At 41.9% G+C, this 17284-nt stretch carries 14 protein-coding genes; 10 read left to right on the forward strand and 4 right to left on the reverse strand.

Annotated elements, in window-relative coordinates:
- The first annotated feature begins 50 nt into the window (after window positions 1-50).
- Complete coding sequence (locus tag NSP_RS09655) at window positions 51-1076, forward strand: glucokinase (protein WP_006197230.1); 1026 nt, start codon at window positions 51-53, stop codon at window positions 1074-1076.
- A 190-nt stretch (window positions 1077-1266) separates the two neighbouring features.
- The gene (locus tag NSP_RS09660) at window positions 1267-2367 is read left to right on the forward strand and encodes a TRAP transporter substrate-binding protein (protein ID WP_006197231.1); all 1101 of its coding nucleotides are present in this window, start codon (window positions 1267-1269) and stop codon (window positions 2365-2367) included.
- Between the two features lie 128 nt (window positions 2368-2495).
- On the opposite strand, the gene NSP_RS09665 is transcribed toward NSP_RS09660, so the two are convergent.
- Complete coding sequence (locus NSP_RS09665) at window positions 2496-3833, reverse strand: TRAP transporter large permease (protein WP_006197232.1); 1338 nt, start codon at window positions 3831-3833, stop codon at window positions 2496-2498.
- A complete protein-coding gene (locus tag NSP_RS09670; protein ID WP_006197233.1) occupies window positions 3817-4371 on the reverse strand; it encodes a TRAP transporter small permease subunit in 555 nt (184 codons plus the stop codon). Before NSP_RS09670 ends, NSP_RS09665 begins: the two co-directional genes overlap by 17 nt.
- 141 nt (window positions 4372-4512) lie before the next feature.
- Here NSP_RS09670 and NSP_RS09675 point away from each other — a divergent pair, with 141 nt between their 5' ends.
- The 6 genes from NSP_RS09675 to NSP_RS09700 all read left to right on the forward strand — a co-directional run bounded on the left by NSP_RS09675 (window position 4513) and on the right by NSP_RS09700 (window position 12777).
- Complete coding sequence (locus NSP_RS09675; protein ID WP_006197234.1) at window positions 4513-5112, forward strand: cytochrome b/b6 domain-containing protein; 600 nt, start codon at window positions 4513-4515, stop codon at window positions 5110-5112.
- A gap of 427 nt (window positions 5113-5539) precedes the next feature.
- Window positions 5540-6247: a molybdopterin-dependent oxidoreductase gene (locus NSP_RS09680; RefSeq protein ID WP_006197235.1), complete on the forward strand. Its 708-nt coding sequence runs from the start codon at window positions 5540-5542 to the stop codon at window positions 6245-6247.
- 239 nt (window positions 6248-6486) lie between these two features.
- Window positions 6487-7926, forward strand: a complete 1440-nt coding sequence (locus NSP_RS09685; protein ID WP_006197236.1) for a bifunctional orotidine-5'-phosphate decarboxylase/orotate phosphoribosyltransferase — start codon at window positions 6487-6489, stop codon at window positions 7924-7926.
- Window positions 7927-8128: 202 nt separating this feature from the next.
- On the forward strand, window positions 8129-9226 hold the full coding sequence (locus NSP_RS09690) for an AI-2E family transporter (protein ID WP_006197237.1): 1098 nt from the start codon (window positions 8129-8131) through the stop codon (window positions 9224-9226).
- An 827-nt stretch (window positions 9227-10053) separates the two neighbouring features.
- On the forward strand, window positions 10054-11406 hold the full coding sequence (locus NSP_RS09695; RefSeq protein ID WP_006197238.1) for a histidine phosphatase family protein: 1353 nt from the start codon (window positions 10054-10056) through the stop codon (window positions 11404-11406).
- A gap of 114 nt (window positions 11407-11520) precedes the next feature.
- Window positions 11521-12777: a dihydroorotase gene (locus tag NSP_RS09700; protein WP_006197239.1), complete on the forward strand. Its 1257-nt coding sequence runs from the start codon at window positions 11521-11523 to the stop codon at window positions 12775-12777.
- Between the two features lie 161 nt (window positions 12778-12938).
- Here NSP_RS09700 and era read toward each other — a convergent pair whose 3' ends face one another.
- The gene (gene era, locus NSP_RS09705; protein WP_006197240.1) at window positions 12939-13913 is read right to left on the reverse strand and encodes a GTPase Era; all 975 of its coding nucleotides are present in this window, start codon (window positions 13911-13913) and stop codon (window positions 12939-12941) included.
- 382 nt (window positions 13914-14295) lie between these two features.
- Between era and NSP_RS25290 the strand changes: the two genes are divergently transcribed.
- Both NSP_RS25290 and NSP_RS09710 read left to right on the forward strand, forming a co-directional pair.
- A complete protein-coding gene (locus NSP_RS25290) occupies window positions 14296-14493 on the forward strand; it encodes a hypothetical protein (protein ID WP_144360518.1) in 198 nt (65 codons plus the stop codon).
- Between the two features lie 24 nt (window positions 14494-14517).
- Window positions 14518-15936, forward strand: a complete 1419-nt coding sequence (locus NSP_RS09710) for a carotenoid oxygenase family protein (protein WP_006197241.1) — start codon at window positions 14518-14520, stop codon at window positions 15934-15936.
- Window positions 15937-16080: 144 nt separating this feature from the next.
- On the opposite strand, the gene NSP_RS09715 is transcribed toward NSP_RS09710, so the two are convergent.
- Window positions 16081-17208, reverse strand: coding sequence for a hypothetical protein (locus NSP_RS09715; protein ID WP_006197242.1), 1128 nt, complete (start codon window positions 17206-17208; stop codon window positions 16081-16083).
- Window positions 17209-17284: the final 76 nt, after the last annotated feature.

The following is a 17284-nucleotide window of genomic DNA, read 5'->3' on the forward strand; positions in this document are numbered from 1 at the left end:
ACCCTCGGTTTACACTACAGAAAAACTAATTAATTCGCTCATTAAATTGTATGACCTTGTTACTAGCAGGAGACATTGGCGGTACGAAAACTATTTTGCGGTTGGTAGACGCATCAGACTCACTAGATTTACAGACTATTTGTGAGGAAACTTACCGCAGTGGGGATTTTCCAGATTTAGTACCGTTAGTACAGCAGTTTCTCAGCAAGGCTAATACGCCCACACCACAAAAGGCTTGTTTTGCGATCGCCGGGCCAGTGGTAGATAATACAGCCAAGCTGACCAATTTAACCTGGTTTCTCGATACCGACCGTTTAAAACAAGAATTAGGCATTGATTCCATGAGCCTAATTAATGACTTTGCGGCTGTGGGATACGGCATTTTCGGGTTAAGCAAAAAAGATTTGCTGACTTTGCAAGTTGGTAAACACAAATTAGAAGCACCCATTGGCGTTATTGGGGCTGGGACTGGCTTAGGACAAGGATTTTTGATTAAACAGGGTAACTACTACCAAGTCTTTCCCTCAGAGGGCGGACACGCTGATTTTGCCCCCCGCAGCGAGTTGGAATTTCAGCTATTGAAATACCTCCTGGATAAACATGATATCCAGCGTGTTTCTGTAGAAAGGGTAGTTTCTGGACAGGGAATTGTCGCAATTTACCAATTTTTGCGCGACAGAAAAATATCGGGCGAATCACCAGAAATCGCCCAAGTTGTCAGAACCTGGGAACAAGAAGCCGGACAGCCGGAAAAAAGCGTTGATCCCGGTGCGGCTATTGGTATGGCTGCACTCCAAGGAAGCGATCGCCTTTGCGTACAAACCTTACAATTATTTGTAGACATTTACGGTGCAGAAGCCGGTAATCTTGCCCTAAAATTATTACCTTACGGCGGTTTATATATTGCAGGTGGCATTGCTCCCAAAATCCAAACCCTGCTGCAAAACGGTAGTTTTCTCTTAAACTTCAGCCAAAAAGGAAGGATGCGTTCCATCCTCGAAGACATACCCGTACATATTATTCTCAATCAACAAGTGGGGCTAATTGGTGCAGCTTTACGTGCAGCTCGGTTATAACAGATTAATTATTGGGGATTGGGAACTAAAGATGGTGATACAAGCCAGATTTGTTCTCCCCTGCCCCTCTGCCTCTTCCCCCTGCTTCTTCAATTGAGGTGGGGTTCTTTTATTCCCAGTATCAACCAACTGCAAAAAACTGGTAAATTACCCTATAACTCGAAAAATTTAGTTTTATTTACCAAGCATTATGAAACGTCGAAAAATTATCAATACAGGTGCGATCGCCACTGCAACTGCTGTAACATTAGGCTCCTGTGCGCGTACCCAAACCGCCGCTAACGTCCAAACTGGACAGCCCAACGTCCGGTGGCGAATGGCAACCAGCTGGCCTAAATCCCTCGGAATTTTTAGCGGTGCAGATATACTTGCCAAGCGAGTCAAAGAAATGACCAATGGACGTTTCACCATTACACCCTTTGCGGCGGGGGAATTGGTTCCGGGGTTGCAAGTCATGGACGCTGTGCAAGCTGGAACTGTGGAATGCGGACACACCGCTAGTTATTATTACATCGGTAAAAACTTAGCATTAGCCTTCGCCACCTCCGTACCCTTCGGCTTCAACGCCCAACAGCAGAACTCTTGGCTATATCATGGTGGCGGACTAGAAGCCATGCAAAAAATTTATAGCGACTTCAATATCATTAACTTCCCGGCTGGTAACACCGGGGCGCAGATGGGAGGATGGTTTAAAAGAGAAATTAACACTGTTGCCGACCTTCAAGGCTTAAAAATGCGTATTCCCGGAATCGGGGGACAAGTCATATCTCGTATGGGAGTGCAAGTGCAAGTCTTACCAGGAGGGGAAATTTTCTTAGCATTAGATCGGGGTGCAATTGATGCCGCCGAGTGGGTAGGCCCTTATGATGATGAGAAACTCGGTTTAAACAAAGCCGCCCAATTTTACTATTATCCCGGTTGGTGGGAACCAGGCCCCACATTAGAAGTGTTAGTTAACCGTAGTGCTTGGGACAAATTACCCCCAGAATACCAAGCCATCTTCAAAACAGCGACTCATGAAGCCAACATGAATATGCTCACTGAATACGATGCTTTGAATGGTCAAGCACTTTCAAGATTGGTTGCCGGGGGTACTAAATTAGTTTCCTTCAGCCCAGAAATTATGCAAGCAGGTCAAAAAGCCTCCTTTGAATTTTTAGAGGAAAATGCCAGTAAAGATGCAACTTTCAAAGAAGTTTACGAACAGTGGAAAGGCTTCCGTAAACAAGTTTTCGACTGGAACCGTGTCAATGAATTGAGTTATGCCAATTTCGCTATCTCTAATAGTTAGGGAGTGGGGAGAAGAAGCAGGGGAGCAGGGAGCAGGGAGCAGGGGGGAGGGGGGAGGAAAGATTTTGACTTGCCAATGACAAATGACTAATGACAAATGACTAATGACAAATGACTAATGACTAATCTTCATTTTCCCAAGTTAGGTAAAAAGCTCACTATTCCGGGGAAAGCAATGATTAAGACCAAAACTAACATTTGCAGCAAAATAAACGGGATAACACCGCGATAAATGTCAGATGTGGTAACTTCTGGAGGTGCGACACCACGCAGGTAAAACAGCGCAAAACCAAAGGGAGGTGTGAGGAAGGAAGTTTGCAAATTAGCTCCTAAAATCACACCGTACCAAACCAAATCAATGTTTAATTGTTGGGCTACCGGCACAAATAGAGGTATGACAATAAAGGCAATCTCGAAAAAGTCGATAAAAAAGCCGAGAATAAATACCGTTGCCATGCTTACAATCAAAAAGCCGACTGTACCGCCGGGAAGATTGGCGAGGACATCGAACATAAATTGATCGCCATTCACTCCCCGGAATACTAAACTAAAGGCTGTGGAACCCAACAGAATAAACAGCACCATACTGGTGATTTTTAAAGTGGTATCACAAACCTGACGCAGAGATTCTAAGGTAAATTGACGGTTTGCAGCAGCCAAGGCGATCGCACCAGCACAACCCACAGCCCCCGCTTCTGTCGGTGTAGCAAAGCCAAAAAAGATACTTCCCAAAACCAATAAAATCAGAATCAACGGCGGTAGCATCACCTGAAATATGCGTTTCCCCAAAGCTTTACCACCAATATCCCGCACCTCGGCAGGCAAAGCCGGTGCTAAATCTGGCTTTAAAAATGCCACAATCAGCACATGAAGGGCAAACGCACCCGACATCATTAAACCCGGAATCAGGGAACCAATAAATAAATCACCAACCGAAATCCCCAACTGATCACCCAATACCACTAACACAACACTCGGCGGGATAATTTGCCCCAAAGTCCCCGATGCCGCAATTACACCCGTTGCTAATTGTTTGTTATATCCATAGCGCAGCATAATTGGCAGAGAAATTAAACCCATAGCCACTACCGTAGCCGCCACCACCCCAGTAGTTGCAGCCAACAGCGCCCCCACCAACACCACAGCTAAAGCTAGTCCGCCACGTAAGCGTCCCAACACAATCCCCATTGTTTCTAACAAATTCTCAGCTATCCCAGATTTCTCCAGCATTGACCCCATAAAGATAAAATAAGGGATAGCTAACAGCGTATAATTAGCCATAATGCCAAAAATGCGCTGTGGCATAGCAGTGAGAAACACCGGGTCAAATACACCCAGAGAAATTCCCACAATGCCAAATAAAATTGCCACCCCACCCAGAGAAAAAGCTACAGGATATCCCAGGGATAGCAGCACTAACGCCCCAGCAAACATCACTGGCCCCAACCATTCATAATCCAGTGTCATGAATTTCCTCCTGGGGTTCGAGTCTGCCTAGAAGAATAGCCAAATTTTTGATTACCTGAGAAATTCCCTGGAAAATCAACAACACAAAGGAGACGATAATCATGCTTTTGATAGGGTAGCGGGGTAAACCATCAGGATCTGGCGATGTTTCCAGAATTTGCCACGAAGCCAAAACGGTATCCCAAGAAAAAAATATCACCATTATACAGAATGGAATGAGAAATAATACTGTCCCCAGTAAATCTGCCAGTGCTTTGCGCCGAGGCGGCCAATTGCTGTAAAACACATCAACGCGCACGTGTTCATTGTGCTTTAAAGTGTAGCCCGCACCCAACAAGAAAACTAAATCAAAAATATACCATTGGGCTTCTATGTAAGCATTAGAAGTTAAGTTAATGCCAATAAACCGTCCCAGGTATCGTCCTGAAACATTCCATACACCAAGGATGACCATGACTAGCACCAGCCAACCGGTCAATTTGCCAATGCGTTCAGTACAGACATCAATTATTCTGGCTATCTTTAATAGTCTTTCCAAAGATTATCTCACCCTTTTCAATTGCTGTAAGTGTAGTTTACAACTCAAGATTACCGAAAAATAGTATTTGTTGATTCAAACTTGGTGTCTTAGAAGTGCGGATATGAGAAAATTAATGTAGATAAATTTTATATTTATTCAATGACTTCAAACGTTCCCGTTCCCAAAGTAAAATTACCTATGCAAGCCATAGGGGCTAAGATATTCCACTCTGTTAATATCATTAGCCTATTTCTCATGCTCACCAGTGGGCTACAAATTTACAATGCTAACCCCGTATTTGGTGGACGTGCTGGTTTACACATTCCCCCCATATTTACATTAGGAGGTTGGTTAGCAGGAGGTAGACACTGGCACTTTGCGGCTATGTGGTTATTCTCTTTAAATCTCCTCTGGTATGGAATTTATGTTTTAATTACCCGACGCTGGCGACGTAGATTTGTTGGTGTTAATGACCTGAAAGCATTACAAAAAACTCAAAATTCTCGGCGTTTAGCTTATGCGTGGCATCGCATCATATATACAACAATTATTCCTATTTTACTGTTAGCATTACTTACAGGACTAGGTATGTATAAACCCGCCCAATTTCCCTGGATTGTCGATATGTTTGGCGATTGGCAAGCATTACGCATCGTGCATTTTTCATCAGTCCCAATGGTAGTTATATTTACGGTTCTTCACTCATTACTAGGACGAAAAGCCGGAGGTTCTCAACTTACTGAATCCATGTTTTGGTAAATTACGTTAATCAATATTCTCTGACGTTTTTATAAACTATAAGAACCTCACCCCAGCCCTCTCCTTAGTAAGGAGAGGGAGCATGAATTGTCTTTTACCTATTTTCTAGCGGTATAGCAATTCCCATTCAAGTGAGGTACAAGCACTAATAATTAAACGCAGATGGACGCAAATGAACGCAGATCATTGTGTACTTTATTAGACTGGGAAATGCTATATGCACTTGAATAAAGTACATCATAGCCCCCTCCTTGCTTGCGGGGAGGGGGTTGGGGGTAGGGTTCTTGTATCTCACTCAATCGAAAACCGCAATAACATCCCCTCACTTTTTTAGAAACTATAAACAACCTCACCCCAGCCCTCTCCTTACTAAGGAGAGGGAGCATGAATTTTGTTTCACATATTTTACCCACTGAGCAAAAAATAGATGAATTTACATTACATACAGCGTCGTCAATTTCTCAAAATTTCGGGATTATCTAGCATAAGTTTACTTTTAGGTGGTTGTGGTACACCATTATTTGAAGATATAGTCGGACCACTTTCTGAACCACTAAATCGCAAAGTCGGGGAATTAATATTTCAACCTCAAAAGCCTGTCCCAGAGTTTGCGCTGAGTCAAGTTAAACCAGAAGAATTGATAGTTAATACTTTTAGAAGTACGCCAATTATTGACCCAAATAAATATCGTTTAATTATTGATGGTGAAGTTAACAACCCTCTTAGCCTCAGCTTGGCTGAAATTCAAGCTTTACCACTAAGTTCTATGATTATTCGTCATATTTGCGTAGAAGGTTGGGCGGCTATAGTACAGTGGGGTGGTGTATGTCTACGAGAAATTATCGCTCTGGCTGAACCTCAAGCTAATGTCCGGTTTGCTTATTTTAAATCGGCTGATGGTTATTATGAAAGTTGGGATATAGCTTCAGCTTTACATCCTCAGACTTTGTTAGCTTATGAAAAGAACGGTGCAGCTTTACCAGTTGAGAATGGTGCGCCTTTACGTTTAGCTTCGCCGATTAAACTTGGTTATAAGCAGAGTAAATGGGTGACTAAAATCTCGCTTTTGAGTAGTTTATCACCCTTCAAGGGCTATTGGGAAGATCAGGGTTATGATTGGTTTGCCGGACTTTAGGGAGTTTTAAAGTGTCGCTGGGAAGGTGGAAATAGGAGATGGAACAATACAGTTCAGTTAACCAATTTTTTCCGAATCTGTCTTCTCTCTCTGTGTTCTCTGCGCCTCTGCGGTTCGTTAAAACGTTAAAATCCACATTCTGCACCCTTCACTCAAACGTATTGGGATATGGAAAGGACTAAACTCCAGTTACTACGAACTTTAATTATTTACTCTGTTTTAATTAGGTAATAATAAAAATGAACTTTTTTGATAAATTGCAGGGTAGCATATCACAAAATCAAAGCTTACTTTTTGTAGGACTTGACCCAAATCCAGAGATGATGCCAAAGCATTATAAATCTCAGGATGTTATCTCTGATTTGCATAATTGGTTACAATTTATTATTACCGAAACGGTTGATTTTGTCTGTGCTTATAAGCCAACTTTGGGATTTTATGAAGCTTTGGGAGTTCCGGGTTTAGAACTGCTGCAAAAAACTTTAGCGGCTATTCCCAGTCATATTCCTATTATTTTGGATGCTAAACATAGTGACTTAAATACCAGTACGGTTTTTGCTCGTGCAGTATTTACAGAATGGAATGTAGATGCTATCACTCTCAGTCCCTATACAGGTCAAGACCATGTAGCACCATTTTTAGTTTACCCTGATAAAGCAGTATTTATTTTATGTTGTACTACTAATTTAGGTGCAGAAGCTTTACAACAATATCCCACAAATGAATCACCTCTTTATTTACAGGTGGTGAAGGAGTCGAAAAATTGGGGAACTCCTGAACAATTGGGTTTGGAAGTAGGTACGATAAATGCTGAAGTTTTGGCGCTAATTCGGGCGGTTGCGCCTGAGAGGATAATTATGGCGCGTAGCATTTGGGCTGAGGGAAGTCATCTCAATCAAATTTTAGAAGCTGGTTTGAGTGCTAATGGTGATGGGTTATTGATTCCGGTTCCTCAAGATATGTTGAGTCAACCAAATTTAGCTGAAAATATTCAGGCTTTACGTGCAGAAATTAATCAAGGGAAAACTGAAATTGTGCGTGATGCTTCTACCTGTGCTGTGTGGTTACCTGATGTTTCTGTTTCAACTCAACATCCCCAACAAGATTTGATTTTACAACTTTATGATGTTGGTTGTATTATGTTTGGCAGTTTTGTACAAGCATCGGGAGCTACTTTTCCTTATTACATTGATTTACGGAAAATTATTTCTAATCCTCAAGTTTTTAATCAAGTTCTCAGTGCTTATGAGGAGATTTTGAATTCTCTGAATTTTGATCGGTTAGCAGGTATTCCCTACGGTTCTTTACCCACTGCGACTGGTTTATCTTTGCGTCTTCATTGTCCGATGATTTATCCCCGGAAGGAGGTAAAAGCACACGGAACTCGGAGGTTAATTGAGGGTAGTTTTTATCCTGGTGAAACTGTGGTGGTGGTTGATGATATTTTGATCACTGGTAAAAGTGTGATGGAAGGTGCTGAAAAGTTAAAGTCAGCAGGATTGAATGTTCAGGATATTGTAGTATTGATTGACCATGAAAATGGTGTGCAAGACAGATTGCTAGATAATGGTTATCGAGGTCATTCTGTTTTTACTCTTTCGGAAATTACAGAAACGCTTTATCAGGCTGGTAGAATTAATCAGGAACAGTTTTTAGCTTTTAAGGAAAGTGAAGAATAGCTGCCTCAAGATACCTAACTTTTTAGAGAAGTCGGGTATCTGACCCTCTGCTTCGGGAGTAAATCAGATAGGATTACTATATTAATAGGACTTACGCAAAAACTCTCTTAAACCCTCTTGACTCGGTGTACTCTGTGCCTCTGTGGTTAGTTTTCCCATAAATTTGCGTAAGTTCTAATTAAGTTAATTTATCATATTATTTATGTCTATTTCACTAAAAGAATTGCTAAAATGGTTAATATTAACGTTGCTTTTTCCGATAGTATTTCTCAATTTTTGGCTAATATTTCTATTTTTAAAGTCATTTCAAGAGTTGGTAACAATTTTTATCTTGGCTACTTTGCTGGCTTTTATTTTGAATTATCCTGTGAAGTTTTTTGAAAAAGCTGGTGTTAACCGGAATTATGCAGTAGCCTTAGTATTGATATCTGCTTTGGTAATTTTCGCGGTTTTTGGTATAGTTTTGTTACCTATCATTTTGCCGCAATTCAATGAAATGGTTAAATTACTGCCTCAATGGATTGATGCAAGTGGTGAAAAATTTCAACTTCTGAATAACTGGGCTATTAGCCACGGTTTAAACATTAATTTTAGTGAGATTATCAGTGATTTCACAGAGCGTTTGCCAAATGAATTGGAGAATATCACCGATAACCTTTTCAGTATTTTTATAGAAACTGTTGATAGTGTTTCTGATATTTTAATTACAGTAGTATTGACTTTTTATATTTTATTAGATAGTCCAAGGATTTGGTCAGGGATATTTAAAAAATTGCCTTGGAGTTTTACTGATAAAGTACAGCGATCGCTTCAGCAAAATTTTCAAAATTATTTGATTGGTCAGGTAACTTTAGCCTCGCTGATGGGATGTTTATTAACAGTGATATTTTTAGTTTTCCAAGTTCAGTTCGGTTTAATCTTTGGTTTGGGTGTGGGAATATTCAGCTTAATTCCCTTTGGTGATGTTGTTAGTATTAGTTTAATTACTTTAATTATAGCAGCACAGAATTTTTGGTTGGCGGTGAAAGTTTTAGCTGTGGCTGTGGTGACTGACCAGTTTATTGACCAGGCGATCGCACCTCGGCTTTTAGGTAAATTTACAGGACTAAGGCCAATATGGGTGTTGGTTGCTTTGTTGCTCGGAACCTCTATTGGCGGGTTGTTGGGATTGTTAATTGCTGTACCCATAGCTGGATTTATTAAAGATACCTTAGATGGCTTTTCTGAGCCTGATGATAGCACTTGCACTGTTACAGATGCAGAAATACCAGAGATATTAAATCAGGAACCGACATCTTAATAGTCTAGTCGTGGGTACAGTTTTTAGTACAGCAAGGCGTAAATAGCACAACCATTTTAAATCAATTAAAAGCTTATTTTATCAGCTTTTTAACTTTTGACTTCACGGCGGTTTCTACCTGATCCTCTGTCTGAAGATTGATTTGGTATTGAATAACAAATAGCAGAAATCAGCAGCAGTGAAACAATTGCAGAATCAGTCAGCATGATAGATACAAGTTATGAAAAGATAGTCAGCCGAAAATTCCAGCCTACATTACCTCTCAAAAACTCGATTCAGTCTTAGGTCTGAATTTGTCTGCCAAAATGTTAAATTCCTTTAAATCCCATTTCTGCTTCTATAGGACTCCTATTTGATTTCTGTTGGCGTAGCCTGCGCTTTGCGCTTACAACTCAAAAAGCTGTTTCCCACGGACCACTCCCCCGGTTACTGAGCGCAGTCGAAGTAACTCCCCACGGACCACCTACGCCGGTCAGTATGGCTACGCCACGCAAGCTATCAAAAATCAAAGCGGATTACTATATCTCTTGTTGTGCTGGTGCAGATTTTACGCCATCTGGGGTAACTCGGCGGTGATGCTGTTGCCAAATGCCAAATTGGCTGAGAAATATACCAATTAAAATTAGGCTACCGCCGATATATTGACCACGGTAATGAAAACGCTGCTAATCATCCTAGAGTTTGCAGATTACGTCTAGGTGATTACGGATAAAGGTTAGCATTAATTAGGGAAGTCCAGATGCCCGCCCCACAAAAGCTATTTATTCTGAAGTAAGCTGCTGTAATCGTTGTAGAATTAGTCCTTTAGATATAGGAGGGCAAAACAGATGACTCGTGTCATCATTGTGCGCCACGGACAAAGCAGCTATAACACCGAGCGGCGAATCCAGGGACGCACCGACGTGTCAAGATTAACAGAAAAAGGTGGTGCTGATGCCAGTAAAGTAGGAAAAGCCCTCAGCAATATTTCATTTAATGCTATTTATAGCAGTCCTCTCCAGCGAGCCAAAAAAACCGCCGATATTATCTATAGTGAGTTAGCACCTGATTCTAAACAGTCTGTTGCGCCGCAAATTTCCGAGCAGTTGATGGAAATTGATTTGCCTTTGTGGGCAGAAATGCTCAGTGCTGATGTCAAGGAAAAGTTTACCGAAGACTACCGCACCTGGAAAGAACGTCCCCATGAACTGCAAATGTTGGTGAAGGATGGAGAAGGGACAAAAGAACATTTTCCTGTCCTGGCTATCTATCAACAAGCGCGGTTGTTTTGGCAAGAAATTTTGTCACGTCATCAAGGACAAACCATCCTGATAGTCGGACATAATGGCATTAATCGCGCCCTGATTAGTACAGCATTGGGTATTCCCCCTAGTCGCTACCATTGCCTACAGCAATCTAATTGTGGCATCAGTGTATTGAATTTTGTCGGTGGTTTAGGAGAACCAGTCCAACTAGAATCGATGAATCAAACGCAACACATGGGAGAAGCTTTTCCCTCCTTGCGACCGAATCATCAGGGAGTGCGATTGTTGTTGGTACGTCATGGAGAAACCGAATGGAATCGCCAAACCAGATTTCAGGGACAAATTGATATCCCGTTGAATGATAATGGTAGGAAACAGGCGCAAACAGCCGGCGAATTTTTGCAAGACGTGGAAATTGACTTTGCTGTGAGTAGTTCAATGCTGCGCCCGAAAGAAACAGCAGAACTGATCTTGGATCACCATCCTCATGTAAATTTAGAATTACAAGATGGTTTAAGAGAAATCAGTCACGGACTTTGGGAAGGAAAACTAGAAAAAGAGATAGAGGAAGAATTTCCCGGAGAGTTACAGCGCTGGCGACTTATGCCAGCAGAAGTACAAATGCCTCAAGGGGAAAACTTGCAGCAGGTTTGGGAACGTAGTGTAGCAACTTGGCAATCAATTGTACAAGCGGCATTAACAAATCAACTCAAAACTGGATTAATAGTGGCTCACGATGCTACTAATAAAACCTTGCTGTGTCATGTTCTGGGTTTATCAACAGAAAACTTCTGGAATTTCCGCCAAGGTAATGGTGCTGTTAGCGTCATCGATTACCCATCGGGACTAAATGGTTTACCAGTGCTACAAGCAATGAACATTACCAGTCATTTGAGTGGCGGTGTACTCGATAAAACTGCGGCTGGAGCCTTGTAAAAAACTAATCAACCTCTAGCAAAAATGAAAATCCAACCACAGATACACATAAAAAAACACCGTTATTTCATCTGTGTTCATCTGTGGTTATAAATAATCATAAATTCAAATTTCATGAGAGAACTGCTACAACAAGTAAGGATAATTGATTCAGAGTTAGAAACTGATAAAATAGCTGATGTCCTCATAGCCGATGGTAAAATTAAAGCCGTCGCCCCAGAGATTTCTGATATTAGTTCTGATACTCAAATTAAAGATTGTCGGGGACTAATTCTTGGTACTGGATTAGTCGATTTGTATAGTCACTCGAGCGAACCAGGATTTGAAGAACGAGAAACCCTGTCATCTCTATTACAAGCTGCTGCTGCTGGTGGTTTTACGAGAGTTAGCATTTTACCTGATACTTCTCCAGCTATTGATCATCCGGCGATTGTGGCACAGTTGCGGCAGAAAGCCGGGGAAATGGTTAATATACCCCATTTTCACATCTGGGGTGCGATGACTCTGGATTTGGCTGGGAAGCAATTGACAGAATTAGCAGATTTGGCTGCTGCGGGTGTGGTGGGTTTTACAGATGGTAAGCCTTGGGAAAATTTAGGGTTTGTGCGCCGGGTGCTGGAGTATCTCCAACCGTTCGGGAAACCAGTAGCATTTTCTCCAGGCGATCGCTTACTATCAGCCAATGGAGTGGTGCGCGAAGGAACGCAAGCGCTGCGTTTGGGTTTACCACCAATCCCAGCCAGTGCCGAAACTACGGCGATCGCATCTTTGTTAGAATTAGTAGCAGCCATCGGTACGCCAGTCCATATCATGCGCGTCTCTACAGAGCGCAGTGTGGAACTCATCGCCGCAGCTAAGGCTCAGGGTTTACCCATCACCGCCAGCACTACTTGGATGCATTTATTGCTTGACACCACAGCAATTAAAAGTTATAATACTAGCCTGCATTTAGAGCCACCGTTAGGTAATGCCAGTGATGTAGAGGCTTTACGTGCAGGGGTAAGAGCAGGGGTGATAGATGCGATCGCCATTGATCATGCAGCTTACACCTATGAGGAGAAAGTCCAAGCCTTTGCGGAATCGCCTCCTGGAGCAATTGGTTTTGAGTTAGCATTACCGTTGCTATGGCAAAATTTAGTAGAAACTGGTAAATTTACAGCCTTAGAATTATGGCAAGCTCTCAGCACTAAACCAGCAATATGTTTACAACAGAAACCGAGTTTAATTACTCCTGAGCAAAAAGCCGAAGTTACCTTATTTAATCCCCAGGAGACATGGAAGGTGGAAAAGAAAAATCTTCACACCCTTTCTAGTAATACACCTTGGCTAGGACAAGAAATTAAAGGTCGGGTTGTGCAAATTTGGGCATAAATCAGTTATCAGTTATCAGTTATCAGGTGTAGGTTGGGTTGAGGCTTTGGGAAAACTAACAAAAACAGGGCTTCTCGATGTTGGGTTTCACTCTGTTCTACCCAACCTACAAATGTCTTCTTTTTTAGGATGACTAATGACTAATGACTAATGACTAATGACTATTCTTCCACACGGTAGCCTAACTCTGCTAAAGTCATGCGCGATTGTCGCCATTTTTCTTGTACTTTCACGAACAATTCTAGATAGACTTTACCAGCAATTAGCTTTTGAATTTGTTCGCGGGCTTCGCTACCAATGGCTTTGAGCATTGACCCACCTTTACCAATGAGAATACCTTTTTGGGAATCTCGCTCTACGTGTATGGTTGCAAGTATACGGGTAATAGTGGGTGATTCATCTACTCTATCAATAGCGATCGCTACTGAATGAGGAACTTCTTCACGGGTTAACAGTAAAATCTGTTCGCGAATCAATTCACCCATGATAAAACGTTCCGGTTGGTCGGTTACCAAGTCGGGGGGATAATAAAACGGCCCGGTTTCTAAATGTTCAATTAATAATTGTTGCAGTTCTGGTAATCCTGCACCAGTCTGGGCGGAAAATTTGACTATCGGCCATTGTTGGGTTTCAGCCAAAGCTTGGTAACTATCATCAATCGGCTGAAAATTTGGGGGTTGTTGGTCAATTTTATTTAAACCCAAAATTACTGGGGTTTCAGTACGAACCAGCAAATCAGCAATAAAGCGATCGCCAGCACCACAAGCTACTGATCCATCTACTACAAACAGTACCACATCCACTGAATCAATGGCATTGCGGGCATTTTTCACCAGGACTTGTCCCAATTGATGATGGGGTTTATGAATTCCTGGTGTATCTACAAAAATTAACTGCGCCTCTGGTGTAGTTAAAATCCCTCGCAAACGATTGCGTGTAGTTTGGGCGATGGGCGACGTGATCGCAATTTTTTGTCCTACTAATTGATTCATCAAAGTAGATTTACCGACATTTGGGCGACCAATAATGCCAATAAAACCTGATTTAAATTCAGGAGGAGCCTGGGGGATAGATACTTCTCCTGAAAAAGAGAAGTTGTGATTATCAATACTAGTCACCTTTAGCTCCACCGTCATATATTACAGAACAGATGAGTTGATTCTTTTCTCAGATACACAACAAACATAATTTAACCCTGGCATTTTGAGGAACTGCCTTTATTTCAGTTTAATCTACCAGGGACGTACCTATCAAAATTCTGAAGTATCAGATGTGGATTCCTACTCTGTAACGAGAAGTTATTAAGTATTATTTTTGTTTATCTATTTCTAAGTATATAGCGTTTCCTAGTCTGTAGGTACTATATTATCTGTGTAGCCTACAACCGAATTTCGCTGCTGCATCTGTGGTTGAATAATTCTTGTAGTACCTATAGAGGACAGAATCGCTATAAACGAGCTTCATTGGTGGAAAAATTATACACAAATCCATTTTCTTCCGCACAGATATAAATAACGCTTGGTTACGAAATTGCGCTGCAAAAATCCACCAGTATTGCGAAGAAAAATTAAGGCGATCGCTAATATTATTAACAGGACTTACGCAACAATTGCCAAAAATCTTGATTTATCTAACCGCCAAGCCGCCTTGGCGCTAGCCTCTCCCTTTGGGAGAAGAACGCCAAGAAAACTTAGATTATGCGTAAGTCCTAATTAAATAACTTGATCACACACTCAAGATATGACCACCACAGAAATTAATCCGTATCTCAATCATAACTTTGCCCCAGTCCGGGACGAAATCACCACCGATACCCTGAAAGTCATCGGTGAGTTACCCGCCAACTTATCGGGGATGTTTGTCCGCAATGGTCCCAATCCCCAGTGGTCACCTATTGGGAAGTATCATTGGTTTGATGGCGATGGGATGTTACACGGTGTCAGAATTAGCAACGGTCAAGCCACTTATTGCAATCGCTACGTCCGAACCAAAGGATGGAAAATAGAACAAGAAGCAGGTAAAGCTGTCTGGTCTGGATTATTGGAACCACCGCAGATGGATAATCCTCATGGTGGATACAAAAACACCGCCAATACAGCCTTAGTTTGGCACGCTGGTCAGATGTTAGCACTCAATGAAGGCGGTGCGCCTCACGCTATCAAACTTCCAGATTTACAGACTATTGGTGAATATACTTATAATAATCAGCTAGTTTCTGCCTTTACAGCCCATCCCAAGGTAGATCCAAAAAACGGTGAAATGATGTTTTTTGGTTACTCATTTGCCCCACCATACCTGCAATACAGCATAGTTTCAGCCGCAGGTGAAATCGTCAAGACAGTGCCAATTGACCTGCCAATGGGGGTGATGATGCATGATTTTGCCATCACCGAAAATTATACAATATTTATGGATTTGCCCCTAACATTCAGCCCAGAAAGAGCGCAACGGGGAGAACCTGCGATGATGTTTGAGAGCGATGTCTACGACGGGCTACGCCTACGCCCCAGTCGCTTTGGCATTATCCCCCGTCATGGCGACAACAGTAATATCAGATGGTTTGAAAGTTCTCCTTGCTACGTCTTCCATACCCTCAACGCCTACGAAGATCAAGACGAAATAGTCCTAGTCGCCTGTCGCATGAGTTCCACTAGCGTCTTGAAGGCTGATGATTCCCAAACCGACCCAGAAGCAGATATTCCCCGCTTACATCGCTGGCGATTTAACCTCAGCACAGGAAAAGTGCAAGAAGAAATGCTAGACGATGTATCAGCAGAATTTCCCCGCATTAACGAAAACCTCTTGGGGCAAGCAACCCGATACGGTTATGCTGGCAGAATGGACAATAGTCCTCTACCACTGTTCGATGGTTTAATTAAATATGACCTGAACAATGGCAAATCCCAAACCCATGCATTTAAACAGGGATGTTATGGGGGTGAAGCTGTATTTGCTCCCAGTATTGGGGCTAAACATGAAGATGATGGCTGGTTAATTACTTTTGTTCACGATGAAGCTTTACAAAAATCGGAAATTGTGGTATTAAACGCCCAAGATGTCACCGCCGAACCTGTAGCGCGGGTACTAATTCCCCAAAGAGTCCCCTATGGCTTCCACGGTACTTGGGTTTCTGAAGAACAGTTGAGCAAGACCGTATAAATTTTACTAGGGATCATCACCTAATTCCTATTCAGGACTTACGCAAAATATCTCTCAAACCCTCTTTTCTTCTCCCAAGGGGAGACGCTACGCGAACGTGGTTCGTTTTTTCATAATTTTGCGTAAGTCCTACTATTGTCCCCGTTAAAAATCAAAATTGCTCAAATCAATATCCTGTAAGCCTCTATTCTGTCCTGGTATCTGAGAATCTAAGGAATTGGGCTGCATCTGTTGAGCAGGCGATCGCCAGATTAAATTACCATTATTATCAGCTACCACAGGAGACATCGGAGCAACAATATCTGGACTGGGAGCCTGGATAGAAGAATTGGGCGCAAAATTAGTTTGTACACCAGATTCTACACCAGACGGGAGAGGTGAAATCACAGAATTTGGCTGTACTGGGCTAGGTAGTCCCTCGATGGTATTCACCTGATTTACAGCGTTTGGCGGTAGGTTATTTGGTACACCTACAGTTGGTTGAACACCAGTCGCAGCATTTAACCCAGTGCTAGGATAAACACCTTGGCTGGGTAAACCGTTATTAGACGGAATCTGCATTACTCCACCAGCAGCAGTTTTTTCTAAAGAATTGATGGGATTTGCAATTTCACCATTAAAACCAGACAAACTTTGATTACTGGCTTGATTAACTGGTGTTTGAGAGAAACTAATCGAGTTAGGATTTTGACTATTCTCGGTTTGATTAACCCCAGTAGGCGATGTTGCTGGTGTTCCTGTTGGTGGAGATGAAGTTGCTAAAGATCTGATCCCTAAAGGCTGACTATTAACATTAAACGTCCCCGCCTGCAATAACTTTTCTGTTTCTAAAACAAAGGGATTTTTCCCTGGAGGTGGGGAAGTGCTATTAAATGTCTCTATTTGGGGATTTGATGCTGTACTGTCTTCTGAAAGTTGTTTTTTAAGTTCCTCAAGTAAATTATCCTGATCATTGTCCTGAGATTTTGCTGGAGGGAGATTAGGAATTATCGCCAGATTTCCCGGTTTCACATCAAACGAGCCTGGTAAATTATCAAGATTTGCTGTAATAGCTTTATCTTCTGGTGAAAGAGCAGAATTATCAGACTGGAGGGAAGTAACCTCTTCCTTTGGCTGATTAGTAGATATCTTTCGGTTAGACCAATATTCACCAATTCCCAGCCCTATCACCGATAAAACAATTGCTGCTCCCCAAAAACTAGGTTTGGCTAAATTCCATAAACCGGCTTTGAAATAACGTAAATAGGCGGGGGGATAATCATGATGTGGCATAAAAAATATGTATTATAAAGGACAAAAATTTACAAAAACTTGCACCTTAAAACTAACACGCGCCAACATTTCTCCA

It is taken from the genome of Nodularia spumigena CCY9414, assembly GCF_000340565.2.
Classification (GTDB): Bacteria; Cyanobacteriota; Cyanobacteriia; order Cyanobacteriales; family Nostocaceae; genus Nodularia; species Nodularia spumigena.

Coding starts and splice junctions, on each gene's coding strand:
- NSP_RS09655 (WP_006197230.1), top strand. CDS start 51: ATGACCTTGTTACTAGCAGGAGACATTGGCGGTACGAAAACTATTTTG.
- NSP_RS09660 (WP_006197231.1), top strand. CDS start 1,267: ATGAAACGTCGAAAAATTATCAATACAGGTGCGATCGCCACTGCAACT.
- NSP_RS09665 (WP_006197232.1), bottom strand. CDS start 3,833: ATGACACTGGATTATGAATGGTTGGGGCCAGTGATGTTTGCTGGGGCG.
- NSP_RS09675 (WP_006197234.1), top strand. CDS start 4,513: ATGACTTCAAACGTTCCCGTTCCCAAAGTAAAATTACCTATGCAAGCC.
- NSP_RS09680 (WP_006197235.1), top strand. CDS start 5,540: ATGAATTTACATTACATACAGCGTCGTCAATTTCTCAAAATTTCGGGA.
- NSP_RS09685 (WP_006197236.1), top strand. CDS start 6,487: ATGAACTTTTTTGATAAATTGCAGGGTAGCATATCACAAAATCAAAGC.
- NSP_RS09690 (WP_006197237.1), top strand. CDS start 8,129: ATGTCTATTTCACTAAAAGAATTGCTAAAATGGTTAATATTAACGTTG.
- NSP_RS09695 (WP_006197238.1), top strand. CDS start 10,054: ATGACTCGTGTCATCATTGTGCGCCACGGACAAAGCAGCTATAACACC.
- NSP_RS09700 (WP_006197239.1), top strand. CDS start 11,521: ATGAGAGAACTGCTACAACAAGTAAGGATAATTGATTCAGAGTTAGAA.
- era (WP_006197240.1), bottom strand. CDS start 13,913: ATGACGGTGGAGCTAAAGGTGACTAGTATTGATAATCACAACTTCTCT.
- NSP_RS09710 (WP_006197241.1), top strand. CDS start 14,518: ATGACCACCACAGAAATTAATCCGTATCTCAATCATAACTTTGCCCCA.
- NSP_RS09715 (WP_006197242.1), bottom strand. CDS start 17,208: ATGCCACATCATGATTATCCCCCCGCCTATTTACGTTATTTCAAAGCC.